Genomic DNA, 19,726 nt, shown 5'->3' with positions numbered 1-19,726 from the left:
ATGCGGACGTCTACCGGGACTCCACGGCGACCGCCGGCCCCGAAGTGGACGCCGGGTCGGCCGCCGTGACATAGGCGAGCAGCGCCGCAAACAGCAACAGGCCAGCACTGGCCAGGAACGTACTGGCAAAGCCGAGGCTGTCGAACAGCAGTCCGCCGACGGTAGAGCCCAACGCGATGGAGCACTGCACCACCGCTACCATCAGCCCGCCGCCGGCCTCTGCGTTGTCGGTGAAAGTGCGCGCCAGCCAGCTCCACCAGCCCACCGGTGCGGCCGTGGCCAGCAGGCCCCATGCCGAGAGCAGTGCGGCGGTTGGCCACAGATGGGGCCCCAGCGGAATCAATGCGATTGCAATCAGCGCCATCAAGGCTGGAATGGTCACCAGCGTGCGGTAGAGCCCGCGCCTGATGAATGCGCCGATGGCAAGCGTGCCCACGAAGCCGCTGACGCCGATGGCCAGCAGCACCAGCGGAACAGCAGCGTCTCCTGCACTGGTCACCCGCTCCAGGAACGGTCGCACATAGGTGAACAGCGCAAACTGCCCCATGAAGAATGCACCGCAGGCAATCATGCCTAGCGCCACCACACGCCGCCGGAAAAGCGCAACCACCCCGTCTTGTGACTGCCTGCTCTCCGCGGCCATGGAAGGCAGACAAACCCACTGCCATGCCATGGCTACGGCAGCCACCGGCAGAAGACAGAGGAAAGCACCGCGCCATCCAATGATGCTGCCCAGGTAGCTGCCCAGTGGCGCCGCAACTACCGTTGCAAGCGCGTTGCCGCTGTTGAATATCGCCAAGGCACGCGGGACCTTCGCAGCCGGCACCAGCCGCATGGCCGTCGCCGCAGACAGGGACCAGAACCCACCGATCACCACGCCGAGCAGCGCACGGCCCACCATGTAGACCGGATAGTTGGGGGCCAACGCCACCACCAGGCCAGACACCGCCATCAACGCGGTGAGGGTCAGAAGCAACGTTCTCCGGTCAATGGTGCCGGCCAACCGCGAGATCGACAGGCTGGTCAGCACCGCAAACGCACCCGAGATGGCAATCCCGTAGCCGGCAAGCCCTTCGGTCACACCCAGATCTGCCGCCAACGGAGTGAGCAGGCTCACTGGCATGAATTCAGAGGCGATCAATGCGAAGACGCACAGCGTCATTGCGAGCACGCCACCCCAGTTGGCGCGACCTGCAGTAGCGTCGGTGCGGCTCATTTCCCCGCCAAGCCGCGCTGGAAGAACGTGGTCAGCTTGTCGAAAGGAATCAGGTTGGTACGGTCATACAGATCGACATGACCAGCATCCTTCACCCAGAAGAGCTCCTTAGGCTGACCGGCCCTTCGGTACGCGTCTTCGCTGAACTCGCGTGAATGTGCGGCGTCGCCAGAGATGAACAGCATCGGCCGCGGCGAGATGGTCTCAATGTCGTTGAAGGGATGGAAATTCATGAATTTGACCACGCTGCTGAAGAGCGGCTGGGTGGTCAGCTCAGCGTTGTCGCCCTTTGGCGTATAGGCGCCGCGCGGGGTGCGGTAGAAGTCGAAGAACTCACGTTGTATGGCAGGAGTATCAGCATCGATTTCGTTCACCGTGCCGGGCACGAACACTGACGCACCACCCTTGAACTCGACCAGGCGCTGGTCGATTGCCGACTGGATCACCGTCTTGCGCTGCTCAAGCGACTGCCCGTTGTTCAGCCCTTGCCGTGCCGCCGCCCCCATGTCGTACATGCTCACCGTGGCAATGGCCCTGATGCGCGGGTCGATCTTGGCGGCGCTGATCACAAAGCTGCCGCTGCCGCAGATACCCAGGCCGCCGATCCGGTCCGGGTCTACAAAGGCCTGCGTGCTCAGGAAGTCCACGGCTGCACTGATGTCGTCCGAATAGATTTCCGGCGCCACCAGGTGCCGGGGTTTACCGGCGCTCTCTCCCCAGAAGGAAAGATCGATCGCCAGCGTAACGAAACCCTGCTCGGCCAGTTTCTGTGCATAGAGCTGCGAGCTCTGCTCCTTCACTGCGCCCATCGGGTGGCCGACCACCACCGCGGGTGCGCGGGTACCGCGCGCCAAGCCTTCAGGACGGTACAGCGTGCCCACCACTTCCAGCTGGTACTGGTTTCGGAAGCTGACGCGCTCGCCGATGACCGTGGGGCTGCGGTAGAAGTTGTCGGCGCCGGTCTGACGGGCTGCCGCCGGCGTGTCACCGGCCAGGGCGGGCAACGGCAGGACGAGGCTGGCGAGCAGCGCCAACAGCAACGGGGTCGGTTTCATATGCGGACGGCCTCGGGAGATCAAGGTCGCCACGATAGTCGCCAGCCGCACCTACGATAAGCCGGCTTAACGTTGATGCATTACTGAATTCAGCTCACAATTGACCCATGAGCGCCGTGAAGACCAATGACCTGCAATCCTTCCTGGTCGTGGCACAGGAGCAGAGCTTCACCAAGGCGGCCGCCCGCCTCGGTGTAACACCCTCTGCCCTCAGTCACTCCATGCGGCTGCTGGAAGAACGCCTGGGCATCCGCCTGCTGGCCCGGACCACGCGCAATGTCTCCCCTACTGAAGCGGGCGAGCGGCTGATGCGCTCCATCGCACCGCACTTCGACGCCATCGGCGCCAGCGTCGAGGCACTGGGATATCTGCGCGACCGCCCGGCCGGAACCTTGCGGATCTCGTGCACGGACGATTCCATGGAGACCATCATCCGTCCACGGCTTGCCGGTTTCGTGGCCGAATACCCGGATATCACGCTTGAGTTCTACGTCGACTACGGGTTCACCAATGTGGTGGAGCAACGCTTCGACGCCGGCATCCGGCTGGGCGAGGCGCTCAGCAAGGACATGATCGCGGTCAGGGTGGGACCTGATTGGCGCCTGGTCGTGGTCGCATCTCCTGATTACTTCGAGACGCATCCGAAACCGAGGAAGCCCGCCGACATCATGCAACACCGTTGCGTGCACATCCGGCATCGCCCCAACGGTGCCATTTACGCCTGGGAGTTCGAAGAGAAAGGCAAGGAGTTCACCGTCCGCGGCGAAGGCCCACTGGTCTTCAACAGCATGACCCACGTCATCAATGCCGCCATAGATGGGCTGGGCCTGGCATATGCGCCCGAGCCGATGGTGGCCGAGCACCTCGCGCAAGGCAGACTTGTGGCCGTGCTGGACAAATGGTGCTTGCCCTTCCCCGGCTACCACCTTTACTACCCCAACCGCCGACAGCCCTCGCCTGCGTTTACGGCGCTGGTCGCTTGGCTGAAGCAGGACCAGTAGAAACAAGACGGGCTTAGTGAAGATCACGCCGGCCTTGGTGATGGCGAGTGATCGAGCGCGCAGCCGGGGTAACACGGGGTATCGACGCGCAGGCTGCTGGGCGGGTAGCGATGCCTCAGGCCACGGGGCTCGGCGACAGCCTCGGGAGCTTCGCCAGTGGTGGAAATCCGTGCGCAGGGGCAGGATCAAGCCATCCTCGGCCCCTGGCGCGCCTGATCTTCCCGCTGCTGCTGGTCCTGAGCCGGCACCTGCGCGAAGTCCTGCGCACGATCCTGCTGCTGCGCCGTCCGGCTCTGGCTGGCAGCCGCATACTGCTGCTCGGGCGCAGCCGCCAACGCCTCCTGCATCGGCATATGAGCCCGGTTCGCCGCCGGGTCCGCCGACGCACCTGGCCCGGACCGCAACACAAACAGAACGCTGCCGGCAGCACGTGTTTCGGTGGCTTCATTCAACGCCATGTCCACCTTGTCGCCGGCCTTGAAGCCTGCTTCGGCCGCAGTACGGTAGGCGCTTGCCAGCAGGCGTTCGCTGCTCTGGTCCCACGGCTTGTTGTGCTTTTCATCCAGCTTGGCCACAGAGGAGCGCAACTGCTCCACCAGGCCGGCGTCTTCCGGTCGTGGGCCCATGCTGTGGCGGCGATCAACGTCGGCCTTGTCCTGCGCGGCAGGTGCAGTGCCCTGCGGCGCCGGCGCGCTGGGTGCGGGCGCAGGCGTGCCGGGGGCAGCGGGCGTCACGGTGGCCGGCGGCTGCGCCTCCTGGACTGTCGCGCGGCGGGTGTGCGCCTGTGCCATCTCGTCCGGCGTGGTGACGGATTTGATCTCCATCCGCTCGTCGTCCTTGCCGGCCAGGGTGACCAACGCACCATCCTTCCGCACCTGCAGGGAATACGGCATGCGCTCGGGCATGTCGCGTGCATGGTCCTGGGTCACCGCGTCCACGGCGGCGTCGATCTGTTCGGGCGTGCGGGCAACACCGGCGGCGCCATAGGCCGAGGTCACCAGGCCGCGCAGGCCCAACTCGGTGGGGGTGGGATTGTCGCGGGCAATCTGGGCCATGGTGGCGAGTTCATCCACGCCTGATTGCTGGCTCTGGCGCGTGCGGTTCAACTCTTCCTGCACGCTTGCGCCGGCGGTGTTGGTGCCGTAGAGCATGCCGGGGGTGGTCCACGTCCCATCGTCGCCCCGCGTATAGGCGTGACCATCCGAGGCCATCAACGGCTGCAGCTCGGTCTGGGCGTTGCGGATCACCCCGGGCACGGGCTCAATGCTGGCGAAGTCGCGCCAGGCGTATTGCTCATACGCCACCTGGTAGCGGGCGGCGAGCGCCTCGGGCGTGTTGGCCGCGTTCTGGGCCGTGATGCGCAGTGATTCCACTTCCAGCTGCACCGATTGCTCCGGGCTTACCGCCACCGCGCGGTCGATCGGAATGCGGCCATCAATCACTTCATGGATGGAGAGATTCCATTCGCCATTCTGCGGGTTGCGCACGTAGTGGCGGCTGGTTTCAAACGGCTCCGGCGGTGGGGTGCGTCCTCCGCTGGCATCGATGCGGAACGGGTCCTTTGGTTCGGGCAGGTTGGCCATGCCCAACGAATAAGCATCGTTGGCCGATTTGTAGTTCAGCTCGTCCACCAGCCGGCCGCCGGCGACCATCCGCATCTCACGTACGCCACCTTCGGGCGTGGGCGCAGTGACCGTGCGTGTCCAGGCGCTGTCGGGCTTTTCCGGATCACGGCTCCATTCGTTGCCGCTGCGGTCCACCTGGGTGTAAACGGTCTTCTTGTCTTCCTGCTGCGCCCAGTACTCCCCTGCGAACCCACCCACCACGCCGCCCACCAGCCCGGTGACCAAGGCACCCGGGCCGGTCTCCGAGCCGGCAATCAGCCCGTACACAAAGCCCGCGCCGACGCCGCCGGCGATACCGCCGGTGGTGCGTCCCACGAAGTGGGTGGTCGCCGAGTCCGCCCCCGCCTGGTTGCCCTGCGTGCGCAACTCGGCCACGCGGTGACCGGTTACCGCAAAGTCCACCGCCAGCGCGGCAACACCGGCTGCGGTGAGCATGCCGGCGCCGCTGATGCGCGTGCGCGCGCCCACGGCCACCGCCTCGCTGGCCGCGCCTTCGGTTGCCCCTGCCCTGCCCGCCGTGCCGGCCAGTTCCGCCGCGCTGGCGCCGGGCCTTCCCACATGACCGGCCACTTCCGCAGGGCTGACCCCAGCGCCGGGCGTGGGCGCAGGCCGCGTGATGGTCAGCGGCTTTTCAAAGGTGAAGGCGTTGCGGGCGCTCGCGGCGGTGTTCTCGGTGAGCGGCAGGCGGCCGGCCTGGTTGGCCTCTTCGATCGCGCTGCCCAGCGATGAATGACCGCCCCAGCGCGGGCTGAGCGCGGACGCGTTGGGCTTGTTGATCGCTTCCAGTGCCAGGTTGACGTTCGCTTCGGACTGGGTAACCGCACGCCAGCGCAGTTCGTCCGGCTTCATGGCCTTGAATTCGTTTATCTGCTGGGTGTGGGCGCGCTCGTAGGCGTCCACATCACCGAAGAACCGGCGGACCTTGGCGTTGGCCACGTCCGTCGACATGCCCTCCGGCGCGTTGGTAACCAGGTCACCATTCACCAGACCTGCCCGCAGGGTGTGGTCGAGGTTCGCTACGCGCGCGCCCATGCGCTCGGCAGCCGCCGCCTGTTGCTGCGGTGTGCCCAGTTCGCCCAGCGTGGCCTTGCCGTCCGGGGTGTTCTCCAGGTCCTTGAGCAGGGTAGCCAGTTCGTCGGAGTAGCCGGCCAGCGGACCGCCGCCATGCGGCGAAATGCCCATCTTTGCCGCCAATGCCTTGTCGACCGGCAGATTGAGGATATTGCCTTCACCGTGCAGGTCGAACAGGCCGCGCTTGGCCAGTTCCTGAAGCAGCCGGCTCTCCTTGAACGCGGCCTGCTCGAAGATGTGGTGTCCACGGAAAACCGGTGTATCAGGCATCGGTCAACTCCCGCTCAGAAGTCCATTTCAGGGGTGGGTGGCTTACAGCGCTGAAGCGTCCCGCAGTCGTACACCGTCCAACTCGGCGTGGTTGAGCGCGTCGAACATCACCCGGTCGCAGATAGGGTCGAACCCGCTGTTGGGCTGGCGGAATATGTGCGCGCCGCCCACCACCGCTTTCTTGAACACCAGCGAGGCACCGCCGGCAATACTGTAGAACTGCACGTCCTGTTCGGTGATGAAGTCGTGCTCCACCCTGACCTTTACCCGCGAGGCCGGCGCGTCGAGCGCATCCAGCTCGCGAATCACATTGCACAGGTAGTACTGCGGTCCTGCAGTGCCGTCGGCCAACGTGAAGTCACACGGGGCGAACGCGAAGCCCTGCGGGTCCACCGCATCGAACACGTCTTTCAACGCCTGCGAAACAATCCAGATGCTGGCGTATACCTCGAAATCGCGCGGCAGCCCGCCTTCGGCCGGTACGTGCACCAGATGGGGGCGCTCGGGGTATTGGGCAGGGTCGCCGTTGGGCGGATCGACCGTGCGCATACCCGGGCGGCAGAGCGCCGCTTCGTTGGCAAATTGCAGGCCGTGCCCGATGCCGTCGCTCCAGCGGCTGGGTTCCAGAAAGTAGAACTCGCCCTGGTGGGACTCCGTGTCAACCGAAACTGGGGTGGCAGTCTGCTCGTTCATGGGCTTCCATCATGGATGCGGGGATAGAACAGTAAGCTTGGGCCGGCTGATCGTAGCTTGGGCGGGCTTTGCGGACAAGGCTGGCATGAAGACCAGCATTCCCGCGCGAATCCCAGTCAACTTGTCCGGCACCTCGAGCGAAATGTCGTGCGGCCGCTTTCGGCCAAATGCGGACAAACAGATGAGCAGTAGCTGTTCAGAGTCCCCTGGGCGACTCACCTATCTCTGTGGCGCTCAGAAGAATGCCTGATTCGCCGAAGCTGACTAGCGGCTCGACTCGGCCCCCTATCGAACGACGTCGGAAACGTCCCGATTCGGGAGCATGATCACAAGTCGAAAATCATCTCAGTGTTACGGTCAGCCTTCCTCATGGACGAGTGGTACTGATGAACGCATGACACGCAGTCCAAACCTCATTCGCTGCCACGACAGCCGTTCTCTCTTCCGGCTGCCAACACTGGGATCAGATGGTCCAGGTGCATTCCTTTCGCCCGAGATTTCCAGCGCTGGCGGCTGGCGGCTGGCGGCTGGCGGCTGGCGGCGCTAACTGGTACCGCCAGTTCGTCTGCAAGATGTTGACTACAAGGAAGCGTAATGAGAAACGGAGCACTGCTACTACTCTCGATATCGCTTCTACTGGCGGCCAACGTGGCGGCCGAGCCTGCCCACCGGTCCGCTTACCTTGAGCATGAGGCATCTCTGTCTTCGATAGAGGTGAAGACGTATGCGCAGGAAACCGGTCTCAGCGCCGAAGAAGCAAGACTGGCTTTGGCAAGAGAAGATTTGGCTGATCCGCAGATCAGCGCATTGAGAGAAGAGTTCGCGGCTCGGCTTGCAGGACTCTTCTGGGCGCGCTTGCCCGCGCAGCATATCGTGGTGCGCCTTGCTGGTTCCGGGCACGTACCGGACAGGAAGATCCAGACAGATGCTGGTGCCGTGTCAGTCAAGTTCATAACCGGAGCAGCCGCCACTACCAAACAGTTGGCCGCTGCTCTTTCCGAAGCTGGTCCGAATCTTCGCAGTACAATCCCGGAACTCCACGGCGCATGGGTGGATGAGACTACTGGGAAGATCGTCCTGGACATCGCGTCGTCCCCGGCTTCCAAGCGCGCTTACGAAACGGAACGCGCAGACATTGAAAGAATGATGGGCTTCCCGGTGGAGTTCAGGTTCATGCCTGCGCCTCAAGACTTGATGTCGCCGCCTGCTGCTCCCAAGCCGGCTGATCAGCCAGGGGCTTCAGCACGAGCGCTACCAAACGTGGGGGGTGGGAGGCAACTATCGGGCGGAGCGGGACAGTTCTGCACCGCCGGCTTTGCAGTAAAACACGCGATCACGGGTGTCAGAGGAGTTCTGACCGCAGGGCACTGCTTCAACGATGCGACGTAAACTACCCAGTGCCACCAGAAATCTTGCCTACAGTTATTGCCCCAACCGAGATGGTCATGGAGGCATGGGGCGGCATTGTGGACTTCCAGTGGCATACATTCCCGCCAGGACAGCCCGTAACTTCCGCTTACTGTGTTTCATTTACTGACTGCTCCAACGTGGTGATCTATAGACCCACTCATACCGTTGGCAGAAGTGTGTGCCACATGGGGCGCACTACAGGACGAAGCTGCGGCATTGTGACCTCTGTTGAATACACGTTTCCGGGGGTCTGTCCAAATGAAGACCAGGCGACGTGCCCGTCAGGCTTCTGGACATGTGTTGAAGGCCCGAATCTGGCTTGCGCTGGTGGCGACAGTGGCGGGCCGGTCTTCAACGGCTATAACGCGTTCGGGTTGGCGAAAGCAGCTATAGGCACAGGGACTTTTCCCGGCGGATGCAATCTCATGATCGTAATGCCGATTGGAAGAATCGCTCCGTATAGCTTGCTGCTTCTCTGAGATGGTTTCACATGCCAGCGCAGCGAGCTTGGAATGTCTGCGCTCAGGTCTACGCGAATATTGCACAGCGGCCCGTAATCGGACTGGATCGGCATTGGCTTTTTGATCGGCACGCTGGCGTGGGCGCTGCTAGCAAGTCACTGCTTCATGGCATCACATGCAGTATGTTTGATCGCGTGAGGCGTCAGCTTGATGGCAACTGGTGCGTTGGTTAGCCTTGGGTTATGAATCGCCCAGGGTTCCGTAGACACCTCGCAGCCATAAACTATGGCTTAGGCGGAGGTGGTTATTAGTACGAAGCGGTCTACCAAAAGCTAAAGATCATGGACCAGTCACTGAGTCGTGCTTCCCGTGAGTTGAGCGAAGCCGGTTGCGATGTACCTCAATACGTGCAGCGGGACGGCACCGTCAGCGATGGAAGCGCGGAGCCACGCTGGTGGCTGGGCCAGCAGGTTCCGGCCATTGCCCAGCTTCGCGCGTCCGAAGTCTGAGCGACGTAGATGGGCCCGTCCGCCACTGGGTGGCCTTTCCTGACGATCTTTGGTCAACGTCCGCTTACGGCCACAAGCGGTCGTTCGCACAAGAAGACTTGGCCAGTCTGAAGACAGTCTTTGCTTCAACGTCTCGTTGTGGCTGACACCTTGCATGCAGGCAAAGGCGATGGCACTGGACTCATGAAAGTGACGCTACCTGCGCAGATCTGGTAGGCAAATGAAACGGAGGCGAGGCCAGGATCAGAGACGTTGGCCGTGTGCAAAACCTCCCCGTTGGAGGAGACCAGTCTTATGCGGGCGCCATCTTTACTGGCCGGGTTGCCGGGCGTTGTCAGCTCCAGATTGAAGCCGCTGGACAATTGAAGAGTTGCGGCGTCTTTGGACGGAAGCTGAAGATCAATTGCAACAGGACCCAAAGCGTCCTGCAGCAGCACTCCCGTGAATTGAACTATTTCTGGAGTCGCTGCAGATGTAGCAAAAGAAACGCAACAGATTGAGAGAAACGAAGCTAGAGCTTTCATTATTCACCTCCAGGTTGTGAAATCCCACGTCTCGAGCCGAACAACCCCATGGCTCATTCCAGTGCGCCGCTACATGATATAGCCATATTGGGCCGTAGGTAGGACGGTTCTATTAGCTACGCTGGCTTCCGGCCGAAAGCTCACATTAACATTGCGCCCGCGAGCTTACGGGGCCTGCACTGCCTGCTGCGCCTGCAGCCGCGCCAGTTGGAGACGCCCCATCTTTCTCACCTTGGGGGCGTCTGCTGCGGGTTACTCCTGCACAGTAAGGAGGATGCAGCCGGGTTTGACGTCCAGCTTCACGCGCGCGCCTATCTCAAAGCCCGCCGCCTGCATCCATAGGCCGCGCAGCTTTACGCATGGGATGCAGATGTCGTCGGGTTCGGCTGGGCAGCCGGGGTAATACAGGGTATCGACGCGCAGGCTGTTGGGCGGGTAGCGGTGCAGGGTTTGCTTGCGGCGTTCGGGGGACGGCGCTTCAGGCCGGTTGCTGTGCATGGTAGACCTCCGATGGAAGTCTCCCTCGCCGGATGGAGAGATGGTGTCGTAATGCGCCTCTCTACAAGGTTATCCAGGCGTAGAGCAGCGGACTAACAGTCCGCTCTACTCCCGTCGTATTCAGGCCGGTGGCTTGGGGCTGAACCCGGCCTTCACAACGTTCCCGGTACCCCAAATGCAAGGATGAGGACGCGACCTGCCCCCCCCCCGGTACCCTATGCCCCACCTTCGTCGTCTTTTTGGTCGTTGGCTTCGCCTGCGTCGTCTCCTGCGTTGGCGCTGGCGTGAGCGCCAGGCCTCGGCCCCGGCCATTGAGGCCACGGAGGGCCCGCTGCGTGCGGCGCTGTACAGCGTTGAACAGATGGAGGTGTACGGCCGCGCGCTTGCGCGCCAGCACCGCGTGCGGACGCGGCCCAGCCCGGAGCGCCTGCTCGATCGGTTGCAGGCCAACGAGCGTGTGCTGGAAGACGCCAACACGCTGCTCAGCAGTGTGGTGCGCGAACAGCGCCCGGTGACGCCGGCCGGGGAATGGCTGCTCGACAACTACTACCTGATTGAAGAACAGATCCAGACCGCGCGGCGCCACCTGCCGCGTGGCTACAGCCGGCAGCTGCCGTCACTCGCGTCCGGCCCCTCGGCCGGGTTGCCGCGTGTGTATGAATTGTCGATGCAGGCCATCGCGCACGGCGATGGGCGCATCGACGGCGATACGCTGGGCCGCTTCATCGCGTCGTACCAGTCACTGGCGCCGCTGAGCCTGGGCGAACTGTGGGCCGTGCCCATCATGCTGCGCCTGGCACTGCTGGAAAACCTGCGGCGCATGGCGGCGCGGGTGATGCGCGATGGGGAAGATCGCCGCCTGGCGTCGCAATGGGCCGACGACCTCAATCGCGCGGCGTCCGACACCCCCACCGATGTGGTGCTGGTGGTGGCCGACATGGCGCGTTCCGCGCCGCCCTTGACCGGCGCGTTCATCGCCGAGCTGACGCGCTCGCTGCAGGGGCGTGGCGGTGCGTGGGCCATGCCCGTCGCCTGGCTGGAACAGTGGGCGGCAGCGGCTGGGCAGCGCATTGACGAACTGGTCGCCGCCGAGGGGCAGCAACAAGCGGCCGACCAGGTCTCCATCGGCAACAGTATCGGCAGCCTGCGCTTTCTCTCCACCATGGATTGGCGCACGTTTGTCGAAGATATGAGTGTGGTGGAGCAGCGGCTGCGGGAAGACCCCATGGCCGTATATGCGCAGATGGATTTCGGCACCCGCGACGCCTATCGCCACGTGGTGGAGAAGATCGCGCGCGGCAGCCGCATCGCGGAGGAGCAGGTGGCGACCATCGCGCTGGACCTGGCACGGGCGGCCACGCCGCCTGAGGGCCCACGCACGCACGTGGGCTACTGGCTCGTCGGCGAAGGCATGCACGCCACCGTGGATGCAGTGGCCAAGGCGGCACCGCGCCACCGCAAGGCGCGGCGTTTGGCGCATCGCGTGCCGCTTGCGCTGTACCTGCTGCCGATCACGCTGCTGGCGGTGCTGGCCACCGGTGGCCTGTTGGCCACCGGCATTGGCGCGGTGCCCGTCTGGCTGGGCGCGCTGCTCGGGCTGCTGGTGTTCAGTGAGCTGGGCATCGTGCTGGTGAACTGGACCGCGACGGTGCTGGTCACGCCCAGGCCGCTGCCCAAGCTGGATTTCAGCGAAGGTATCCCGGACGCCTGCGCCACCGTGGTTGCGGTGCCGTCGATGCTGTCCAGCGCCGACGGCATCGACGTGCTGGTCGAAGCGCTGGAAGTCCGCTTCCTGGCCAACCGCGATCCGCAGCTGCGCTTCGTGCTGCTGACCGATTTCCTTGACGCCGCAGACGCCACGGCGCCGACAGATGATGCCCTGCTTGCGCACGCCGTTGAACGTATCGAGGCACTGAACCACCGTTACGCGTCCGAGCGCGGCGATCGCTTCTACCTGCTGCACCGCCCCCGCCAGTGGAACCCGGGCGAAGGGGTGTGGATGGGCCACGAGCGCAAGCGCGGCAAGCTGGCCGCGCTCAATGCCCTGCTCCGCCACGGCGATGCGGCCGCGTTCATGCGCATGGTCGGTGATACGGCTGCCCTGGTCGGCGCCCGCTACGTCATCACCCTGGACTCGGATACGCAGCTGCCGCGCGACGCGGCACGTGCGTTCGTCGCCACCCTGGCCCACCCGCTCAACCGCCCGCGCTTCGATCCCACGCTGCAACGCGTGGTGGAGGGCTACGGCATCCTGCAGCCCAGCGTGGGCACCAGCCTGGGCCGGCGCCGCACCTCGCGCTTTGCCCGGATGTTCGGCAGCGAGCCCGGCATCGATCCGTATACGCGCATGGTCTCGGACGTGTACCAGGATCTGTTCGACGAAGGCTCGTTCGTGGGCAAGGGCATCTATGACGTGGAAGCGTTCGAGCATGCACTCGAGGGCCGCCTGCCCGAGAACCGCATCCTCAGCCACGACCTGCTGGAAGGCTGCTATGCCCGCGCAGGGCTGGTCAGCGACGTGCGCCTGTACGAGGACTACCCCGAACGCTACGCCGCCGACGCCAAGCGCCGTGCGCGCTGGATCCGGGGCGACTGGCAGCTGCTGCCCTGGTTGTTGCCGTGGACACCGCGCCCGGGATCGGGCTGGGAACGCAACCGGCTCAGCGTGCTGTCGCGCGGCAAGCTGCTGGACAACCTGCGCCGCAGCCTGGTGCCCATCGCGGCCCTTGTCCTGTTGGTGACGGGTTGGCTGCATGCCGAGAACCCGGCTGCATGGACCGCATGGGTGCTGGCGCTGTGGTTCGCACCGCCACTGATCGGCATGCTGCGCGACGCGCTGAGCGTTCCGGACGACACGCCACTGGAAGCGCACTACATCAAGGTCGGGCGCGGCACGTTGCAGTCGTTGCTGCGCGCGGCCACCCAGATTGCCTGCCTGCCCTACGAAGCGCTGCTGGCCGGTGGCGCGGTGCTGCGCACGCTCTGGCGCATGGCCATTACGCGGCGTCACCTGCTGCAATGGAACCCGTCCAGCGAAGTGGAGCGCCGTCTCGGCGGCGACCGCGGCGCGGAATGGCGGGTGATGGCGCCGGCGTCGCTGCTGGCGCTCGCGCTGGTGGCGGTGGTGGCCAGCCTGCGCCCGCAGGCGCTGCCGATCGCCCTGCCCGTGTTGTTGGCGTGGACCTTCGCGCCTGCGTTGATGGCGTGGCTGGGCCGGCCGCCCGCCGCGAGCGTGGCGGAACTATCGGTAACCCAGCGGGCGTTCCTGGGCCGGTTGGCGCGGCGCACGTGGTCGTTCTTCCAGGCCTGGGTGCGCGAGCAGGATCATTGGCTGCCGCCGGACAACATCCAGGAGCATCCGACGCTGGTGGTCGCGCGGCGCACGTCGCCGACGAACATCGGCCTCTCCCTGCTGGCCAATCTGTCTGCGTGGGATTTCGGCTATCTCCAGCAGGGCGAGGTAGCCGAACGCACGGCGCTCACGTTCGACACGCTGGACCAGCTGCCGCGCCATCGCGGCCACTTCCTGAACTGGTACGACACTGAAACCCTGGCACCGCTGCCGCCGCGCTACGTCTCCACCGTGGACAGCGGCAACCTTGCCGGCCACCTGCTTACGCTGCGCCAAGGCCTGCTCGCGCTGGTGGACGCGCCGGTGCTGGCACCGCACACGTTCGACGGCCTGGCCGATACGCTCGGCGTGCTGGACGAGGAACGGCAGCGCCATCGCCCGGGTGATGGCCCCCTGGGCGAAGCACTGAACCAGCTTCGCCAGCAGCTGCTGTCAACGCTTGCCGACCGCCCCCAGGGAACGGCGCAGTCGCTCACCCGGTTGCAGGCGCTGGTCGGCCTGGCCGACGCCGTGCTGGCGCAGTGGCCCGCACCGGAAACGCCTGAGGACGGTGAGCTGCACTGGCCGGCCCTGTTCGCGGCCGAATGCCATGCCGCCGTTGCGGTGCTCGCCGACCTCCCTGCCGATGCCAGCGCGGTCGCCGATGCGCCGGTGCCCAGCCTGCGCCAGTTGGCCGCCCTGCCCGGTACGGCCGGTGCGGACGCGCGCGCACGCATCGAGCACCTGCAGAACCTGGCGCACCGCGCCGGGCAGTTCTCGCTGATGGAATACGGGTTCCTCTTCTACCGTACCCGCAACCTGCTTTCGATCGGCTACAACGTAGACGACCACCGCCTCGACAACAGCTTCTACGACCTGCTGGCCTCCGAAGCGCGGCTGTGCGCCTTCGTGGCCGTCGCCCAGGGGCAGTTGTCCCAGGAAAGCTGGTTCGCGCTCGGTCGGCTGCTCACCGAGGTCAACGGCACGCCTACGCTGTTGTCATGGAGTGGCTCGATGTTCGAGTACCTCATGCCGCAGCTGGTGATGCCCAGCTACCCGGACACGCTGCTGGACCAGACCGCGCGGCACGCGGTGGAGGCACAGATCGTCTACGGTCGTGCCCTGAACCTGCCGTGGGGCGTCTCCGAATCCGGTTACAACGCGGTCGATGCGCGCCTGAACTACCAGTACCGGGCGTTCGGCGTGCCGGGATTGGGTCTCAAGCGCGGCTTGGGCCAGGATCGGGTCATCGCGCCCTATGCCAGCATGATGGCGCTGATGGTGGCGCCGGAAGCGGCGTGCCAGAACCTCCAGGCCCTGGAAGGACTGGGGTTCTCCGGGCGCTTCGGCATGTACGAGGCAATCGACTACACCCCCGCGCGGGTACCGCCGGGGCAGGACCACGTGCTGTTGCGTTCGTTCATGGCCCACCACCAGGGCATGGGGCTGCTGTCGCTGGATTACCTGTTGCGCGACCAGCCGATGCAGCGGCGCTTCGTGGCCGATGTCGAGTTCCAGGCCACCTTGCTGCTGCTGCAGGAGCGCATCCCGCGCATCGGCGTCTTCCATCCCCATGAGGTCGAGGCGCTGGGGGAGCACTCCTCCATGGCCCAGCACGAGACGTCGCTGCGCGTGCTGCGCAACCCGGGTGGCCCGCGCCCGGAAGTGCAGCTGCTCTCCAACGGGCGCTACCACGGCATGCTCACCCATGCCGGCGGCGGCTACAGCCGCCACGGCGATCTGTCGCTCACCCGCTGGCGCGAGGATGGCACCACCGATGCGTGGGGGTCGTTCTGCTACCTGCGGGACATGGACAGCGGCGACTTCTGGTCTGCCGCCTACCAGCCCACCTGCGTGACGGTGGACAATTACGAGGCGATCTTCTCTGACGCCAAGGCGGAGTTCCGCGGTGCACACCGCGGCTGCGAGAGCCACCTGCAGGTGGCCATCTCCGCCGAGGACGACATCGAGCTCAGGCGCCTGCGCCTGACCAACCGCAGCCGCCGGGCCCGCACGGTGGAGATCACCACCTATGCCGAAGTGGTGTTGGCACCGGCCGCGGCCGACGATGCGCATCCGGCCTTCAGCAACCTGTTCGTGCAGAGCGAGATCCTGGCGGCCAAGCAGGCCGTGCTGTGCACGCGCCGGCCACGGTCGCACGACGAGGTACCGCCGTGGATGTTCCATCTGGTCGCGGTACATGACGCGGAGCTGGTGGCCATCTCCTACGAAACCGACCGGGCGCGCTTCCTGGGCCGAGGCAATACGCCACGGACGCCGCAGGCGTTGACCACCGATACCGACCTCTCCGGCACGGACGGCTCAGTGCTCGACCCGATCGTGGCCATCCGCGTGCGCGTGGTGCTGGAGCCCGAACAGACCGTGCAGCTGGACATGGTCTTTGGCATCGGCGCCGACCGCCCCGGTTGCGAGTCGATGGTGGACAAATACCGTGATCGCCGCCTGGCCGATCGCGTCTTCGACCTGGCCTGGACGCACAGCCAGGTCGTGCGCCGGCAGATCAATGCAACCCAGGCCGAGGCCTCGCTCTATGAGCGCCTGGCCAGCCACGTGCTGTATGCCGGTCCGCTGCTGCGTGCCGGCACCACCGTGCTCCAGCAGAACCAGCGCGGACAATCCGGGCTGTGGGGCCACGCCATCTCGGGCGACCTGCCCATCGTCCTGCTCAAGGTCACCGACGCGGAGAACGTGGAGCTGGTGAGGCAACTGGTGCAGGCGCATGCCTACTGGCGCCAGAAGGGACTCAATACCGACCTGGTCATCTGGAACGACAGCAAGGCCGGCTATCGGCAGGAACTGCAGGACCAGATCCTGGGGATGGTGGCCGCCAGTTCGGAGACGGGCCTGCTCGATCGCCCCGGCGGCATTTTCGTGCGGCCGGTGCAGAACATGACCCACGAAGACCGCATCCTGTTGCAGGCGGTCGCACGGGTGGTGATCAGCGACGAGGACGGCACGCTGGCCGCGCAGGTCGGGCGCCAGCTCCCGCCCGCACGCAAGATCCCGGCGCTGGTGCCGCCGGCGGTGCAGGACGACCTGGCACTGTCGATGGAGGAGACGCCTGGACTGCCTGTGGTGGCCGAGCCGGGACCCGAGCCCGGGCTGCCCCCGGGCCCGGAGCACGACGAAGACGTGGACGACCCATGGCCGTTCCTTCCGTACCGCGGCGCCGGCCACTTCGACAACGGTACCGGCAGCTTCAGCGAGGACGGCCGCGAATACGTGGTGGTGATCCGCGACGGTGCCGAAACGCCGGCGCCCTGGGCCAACGTGATCGCGAACGCCCGCCTGGGCACGGTGGTCAGCGAGAGTGCGCCGGGCTACACCTGGTTCGAGAATGCACACGAATTCCGCCTGACGCCCTGGCTGAATGATCCGGTGTCCGACACGGGTGGCGAAGCCTTCTACGTGCGCGATGAGGACACCGGCCGTGTCTGGTCGCCGATGCCGCTGCCTCGCCGGGGCACCGGCGCGTACCGTACGCGGCATGGATTCGGCTACACGGTCTACGAACATATCGAAGACGGCATCGTCAGCGAGTTGTGGGTGTTCGTCGACGTCGACGCGCCGCTGAAATTCTCGGTCCTGCGCCTGCACAACCTGTCGGGCAGGCCGCGGCGGTTGTCGGCCATCGGTTACGTTGAATGGGTCATGGGTGACCTGCGCGCGAAGTCGCGTATGCATGTGGTCACCGAACGCGACCCGCAGACCGGCGCGCTGCTCGCCCGCAACAGTTACAGCGCCGAGTTCGGCAGCCGGATGGCTTTCTTCGATACCGATGCCGAGGGCTGCGGCTGGACCTGTGACCGCTTGGAGTTCATGGGCCGCAACGGCAGCCTGCACGCACCGGCGGCGTTGCGCCGCGAACGCCTGGATGGACGCGCCGGTGCGGGCCTGGATCCGTGCGCGGCGCTCCAGGTGCCGCTGGCGCTGGCCCCGGGCGAGCGCAGTGAAACCACGTTCCGGCTGGGCGCGGGCCGCGACCGCGAGGAAACGCTTGCGCTGGTACGGGGCCGCCAAGGCGCTCATGAGGCAAACGATGCGCTGGACGCCGTACGCATCCACTGGCGCCATGTCTTGGCCACGGTGCAGGTGCGTACGCCCGATCCAGCGCTGGACGCCCTTGCCAATGGCTGGCTGGTCTACCAGACCCTGGGCTGCCGCTACCTGGCGCGCAGTGGCTACTATCAGTCAGGCGGCGCGTTCGGCTTCCGCGACCAGCTGCAGGACGCACTCGCTCTCGTACACGCGCGCCCGGACCTGGCCCGCGAACACCTGCTGCTCTGCGCTGCACACCAGTTCGCCGAAGGCGATGTGATGCACTGGTGGCACCCGCCGCAAGGTCGCGGCGTGCGCACCCGCTGCTCGGACGATTATCTCTGGTTGCCCCAGGGGGCATGCCGCTACCTGGAGGTCACCGGCGACACCAGCGTCCTGGACGAACTGGTGGGCTTCATCGAGGGACGCGCGGTGACACCCGAGGAGGAAGGCTATTACGACATGCCCACGCCTTCGGCACTGCGCGGCACGCTGTATGCGCACTGCGTCCTCGCGCTGGAGCGCGGGTGCCGCTTGCTCGGCGAGCGCGGCCTGCCGCTGATGGGCAGCGGCGACTGGAACGACGGCATGAACCGCGTTGGCGACCAGCAGCGCGGTGAAAGTGTGTGGCTCGGCTTCTTCCTGCATGACACGCTTCGCCGCTTCATCGTGCTGGCCAACGCGCGTGGCGATGAACACCGTGCGCACTGGTGCCAGGAGCAGGCCGACACCCTGCGCCGGAACCTGGAACAGCATGCGTGGGACGGCGAATGGTATCGCCGCGCGTGGTTCGACAACGGCACCCCGCTGGGATCGGCACAGAGCGAGGAATGCCGCATCGACTCCATTTCCCAGAGCTGGTCGGTGCTGTCCGGCGTTGCCGCGCCCGAGCGTGCCCGGCAGGCACTGGATTCGCTCTACACGCATCTGGTGCGAAAGGACGCCAAGCTGATCCAGCTGCTCGATCCGCCCTTCGACAGGACCACGGAGGACCCGGGTTACATTCGCGGTTACGTGCCGGGCGTGCGCGAGAATGGCGGCCAGTACACCCACGCGGCCGTGTGGGCGGCCATGGCATTCGCACAGCAGGGCGATGCGCCGCGTGCCTGGGAGCTGGCCAGCATGATCAACCCGCTCAACCACGCGCTGGACCCGGAGGCGGTACAGACCTACCGCGTCGAACCCTATGTGTTGGCCGCCGATGTATACGCCGTGTCTCCGCACGTGGGGCGAGGCGGCTGGACCTGGTACACCGGTTCGGCCGGTTGGATGTATCGCCTGCTGGTCGAATCCCTGCTCGGCATACGTCGGGAAGGCGACCGGCTGTCGCTTGCACCTTGCCTGCCGGATCACTGGCCGTCATTCGAATTGAGCTACCGCTTCGGCCGCAGCCGCTACGAGTTCGAGGTGACCCGGAGTGCGCAGGGGCAGCCTACGCTGCACGTGGATGGCACGTTGCAGCCAGACCTCACCGTCCTGCTTCGCGACGATGGTCATCACTACCGGGTGGCGCTCGACCTGGTGGCGCCCACGGCATGAGCGTGGGCTCGGACATGGCGGCAGAGCTGGATGCGCTGGACGCAATGCTGACGCACTGGTTGGCGCACACGCGCCATCCGGCGCAGTTCTGGCCGCAGTTTGAAACGTTGGCGGCAGAGATCGTGGACCACTGCCCGCTCACGGAAAGGGATGACGCCCGCGCGCACATAACGGCGATGCTCAAACGCCACGCGCTGGAGCTCCCAGGCTGGCACGAACGTGACGGCAGCCTGCCGCCGGGGAGTCCAGGCGCGTGATGGCGCTGGGCGCAACGCCACGCCATGCGTGGCTGCGCGTTGTCATGCCAGCAGGTAGACCGCGAGAGGTGTCACATTCGCTGCGCTGCTGCGAGACATACAGCGCCCTACCCCTGTCCACGACCTCGTACTGCAGCGTCGGCGCCTTGCGGATGTCCGCCGCTACGGCCTCTTTCGGAATCCGATACGCTCGGCCACCCGCATTGG

11 protein-coding genes are annotated in these 19,726 nt (G+C 65.5%); 5 read left to right on the top strand and 6 right to left on the bottom strand.

Features of this window, described 5'->3' with window-relative positions:
• Positions 1 to 10: 10 nt before the first annotated feature.
• Both RT456_RS10295 and RT456_RS10290 read right to left on the bottom strand, forming a co-directional pair.
• A complete protein-coding gene (locus RT456_RS10295) occupies positions 11 to 1,216 on the bottom strand; it encodes an MFS transporter (protein WP_313346028.1) in 1,206 nt (401 codons plus the stop codon).
• A complete protein-coding gene (locus RT456_RS10290; protein ID WP_313346268.1) occupies positions 1,213 to 2,271 on the bottom strand; it encodes an alpha/beta hydrolase in 1,059 nt (352 codons plus the stop codon). Before RT456_RS10290 ends, RT456_RS10295 begins: the two co-directional genes overlap by 4 nt.
• A gap of 107 nt (positions 2,272 to 2,378) precedes the next feature.
• Between RT456_RS10290 and RT456_RS10285 the strand changes: the two genes are divergently transcribed.
• The gene (locus RT456_RS10285) at positions 2,379 to 3,272 is read left to right on the top strand and encodes a LysR family transcriptional regulator (RefSeq protein ID WP_313346025.1); all 894 of its coding nucleotides are present in this window, start codon (positions 2,379 to 2,381) and stop codon (positions 3,270 to 3,272) included.
• 185 nt (positions 3,273 to 3,457) lie between these two features.
• Here the strand turns inward: RT456_RS10285 and RT456_RS10280 are convergent, their stop codons facing one another.
• A complete protein-coding gene (locus RT456_RS10280) occupies positions 3,458 to 6,238 on the bottom strand; it encodes an XVIPCD domain-containing protein (RefSeq protein ID WP_313346022.1) in 2,781 nt (926 codons plus the stop codon).
• Between the two features lie 42 nt (positions 6,239 to 6,280).
• Positions 6,281 to 6,931 carry a DUF1629 domain-containing protein gene (locus RT456_RS10275; RefSeq protein ID WP_313346019.1) on the bottom strand — a complete coding sequence of 217 codons (651 nt, stop codon included), beginning with the start codon at positions 6,929 to 6,931 and terminating at the stop codon, positions 6,281 to 6,283.
• Between the two features lie 594 nt (positions 6,932 to 7,525).
• Between RT456_RS10275 and RT456_RS10270 the strand changes: the two genes are divergently transcribed.
• Both RT456_RS10270 and RT456_RS10265 read left to right on the top strand, forming a co-directional pair.
• On the top strand, positions 7,526 to 8,320 hold the full coding sequence (locus RT456_RS10270) for a hypothetical protein (RefSeq protein WP_313346016.1): 795 nt from the start codon (positions 7,526 to 7,528) through the stop codon (positions 8,318 to 8,320).
• Positions 8,321 to 9,143: 823 nt separating this feature from the next.
• A complete protein-coding gene (locus RT456_RS10265; RefSeq protein WP_313346013.1) occupies positions 9,144 to 9,311 on the top strand; it encodes a hypothetical protein in 168 nt (55 codons plus the stop codon).
• A gap of 125 nt (positions 9,312 to 9,436) precedes the next feature.
• Here the strand turns inward: RT456_RS10265 and RT456_RS10260 are convergent, their stop codons facing one another.
• A complete protein-coding gene (locus RT456_RS10260) occupies positions 9,437 to 9,835 on the bottom strand; it encodes a hypothetical protein (protein ID WP_313346010.1) in 399 nt (132 codons plus the stop codon).
• Positions 9,836 to 10,087: 252 nt separating this feature from the next.
• Positions 10,088 to 10,333: a SymE family type I addiction module toxin gene (locus RT456_RS10255; protein WP_313346007.1), complete on the bottom strand. Its 246-nt coding sequence runs from the start codon at positions 10,331 to 10,333 to the stop codon at positions 10,088 to 10,090.
• Positions 10,334 to 10,550: 217 nt separating this feature from the next.
• On the opposite strand from RT456_RS10255, the gene RT456_RS10250 reads away from it, so the two are divergent.
• Both RT456_RS10250 and RT456_RS10245 read left to right on the top strand, forming a co-directional pair.
• Positions 10,551 to 19,262: a glucoamylase family protein gene (locus RT456_RS10250; RefSeq protein WP_313346004.1), complete on the top strand. Its 8,712-nt coding sequence runs from the start codon at positions 10,551 to 10,553 to the stop codon at positions 19,260 to 19,262.
• The gene (locus tag RT456_RS10245) at positions 19,259 to 19,519 is read left to right on the top strand and encodes a hypothetical protein (RefSeq protein WP_313346001.1); all 261 of its coding nucleotides are present in this window, start codon (positions 19,259 to 19,261) and stop codon (positions 19,517 to 19,519) included. Before RT456_RS10250 ends, RT456_RS10245 begins: the two co-directional genes overlap by 4 nt.
• The last annotated feature ends 207 nt before the right edge of the window (positions 19,520 to 19,726 follow it).

The organism is Stenotrophomonas sp. (genome assembly GCF_032099025.1).
Classification (GTDB): Bacteria; Pseudomonadota; Gammaproteobacteria; order Xanthomonadales; family Xanthomonadaceae; genus Stenotrophomonas.
Note: the sequence above shows the minus strand (reverse complement) of the source record. Positions and strands in the feature narration are given on the sequence as shown.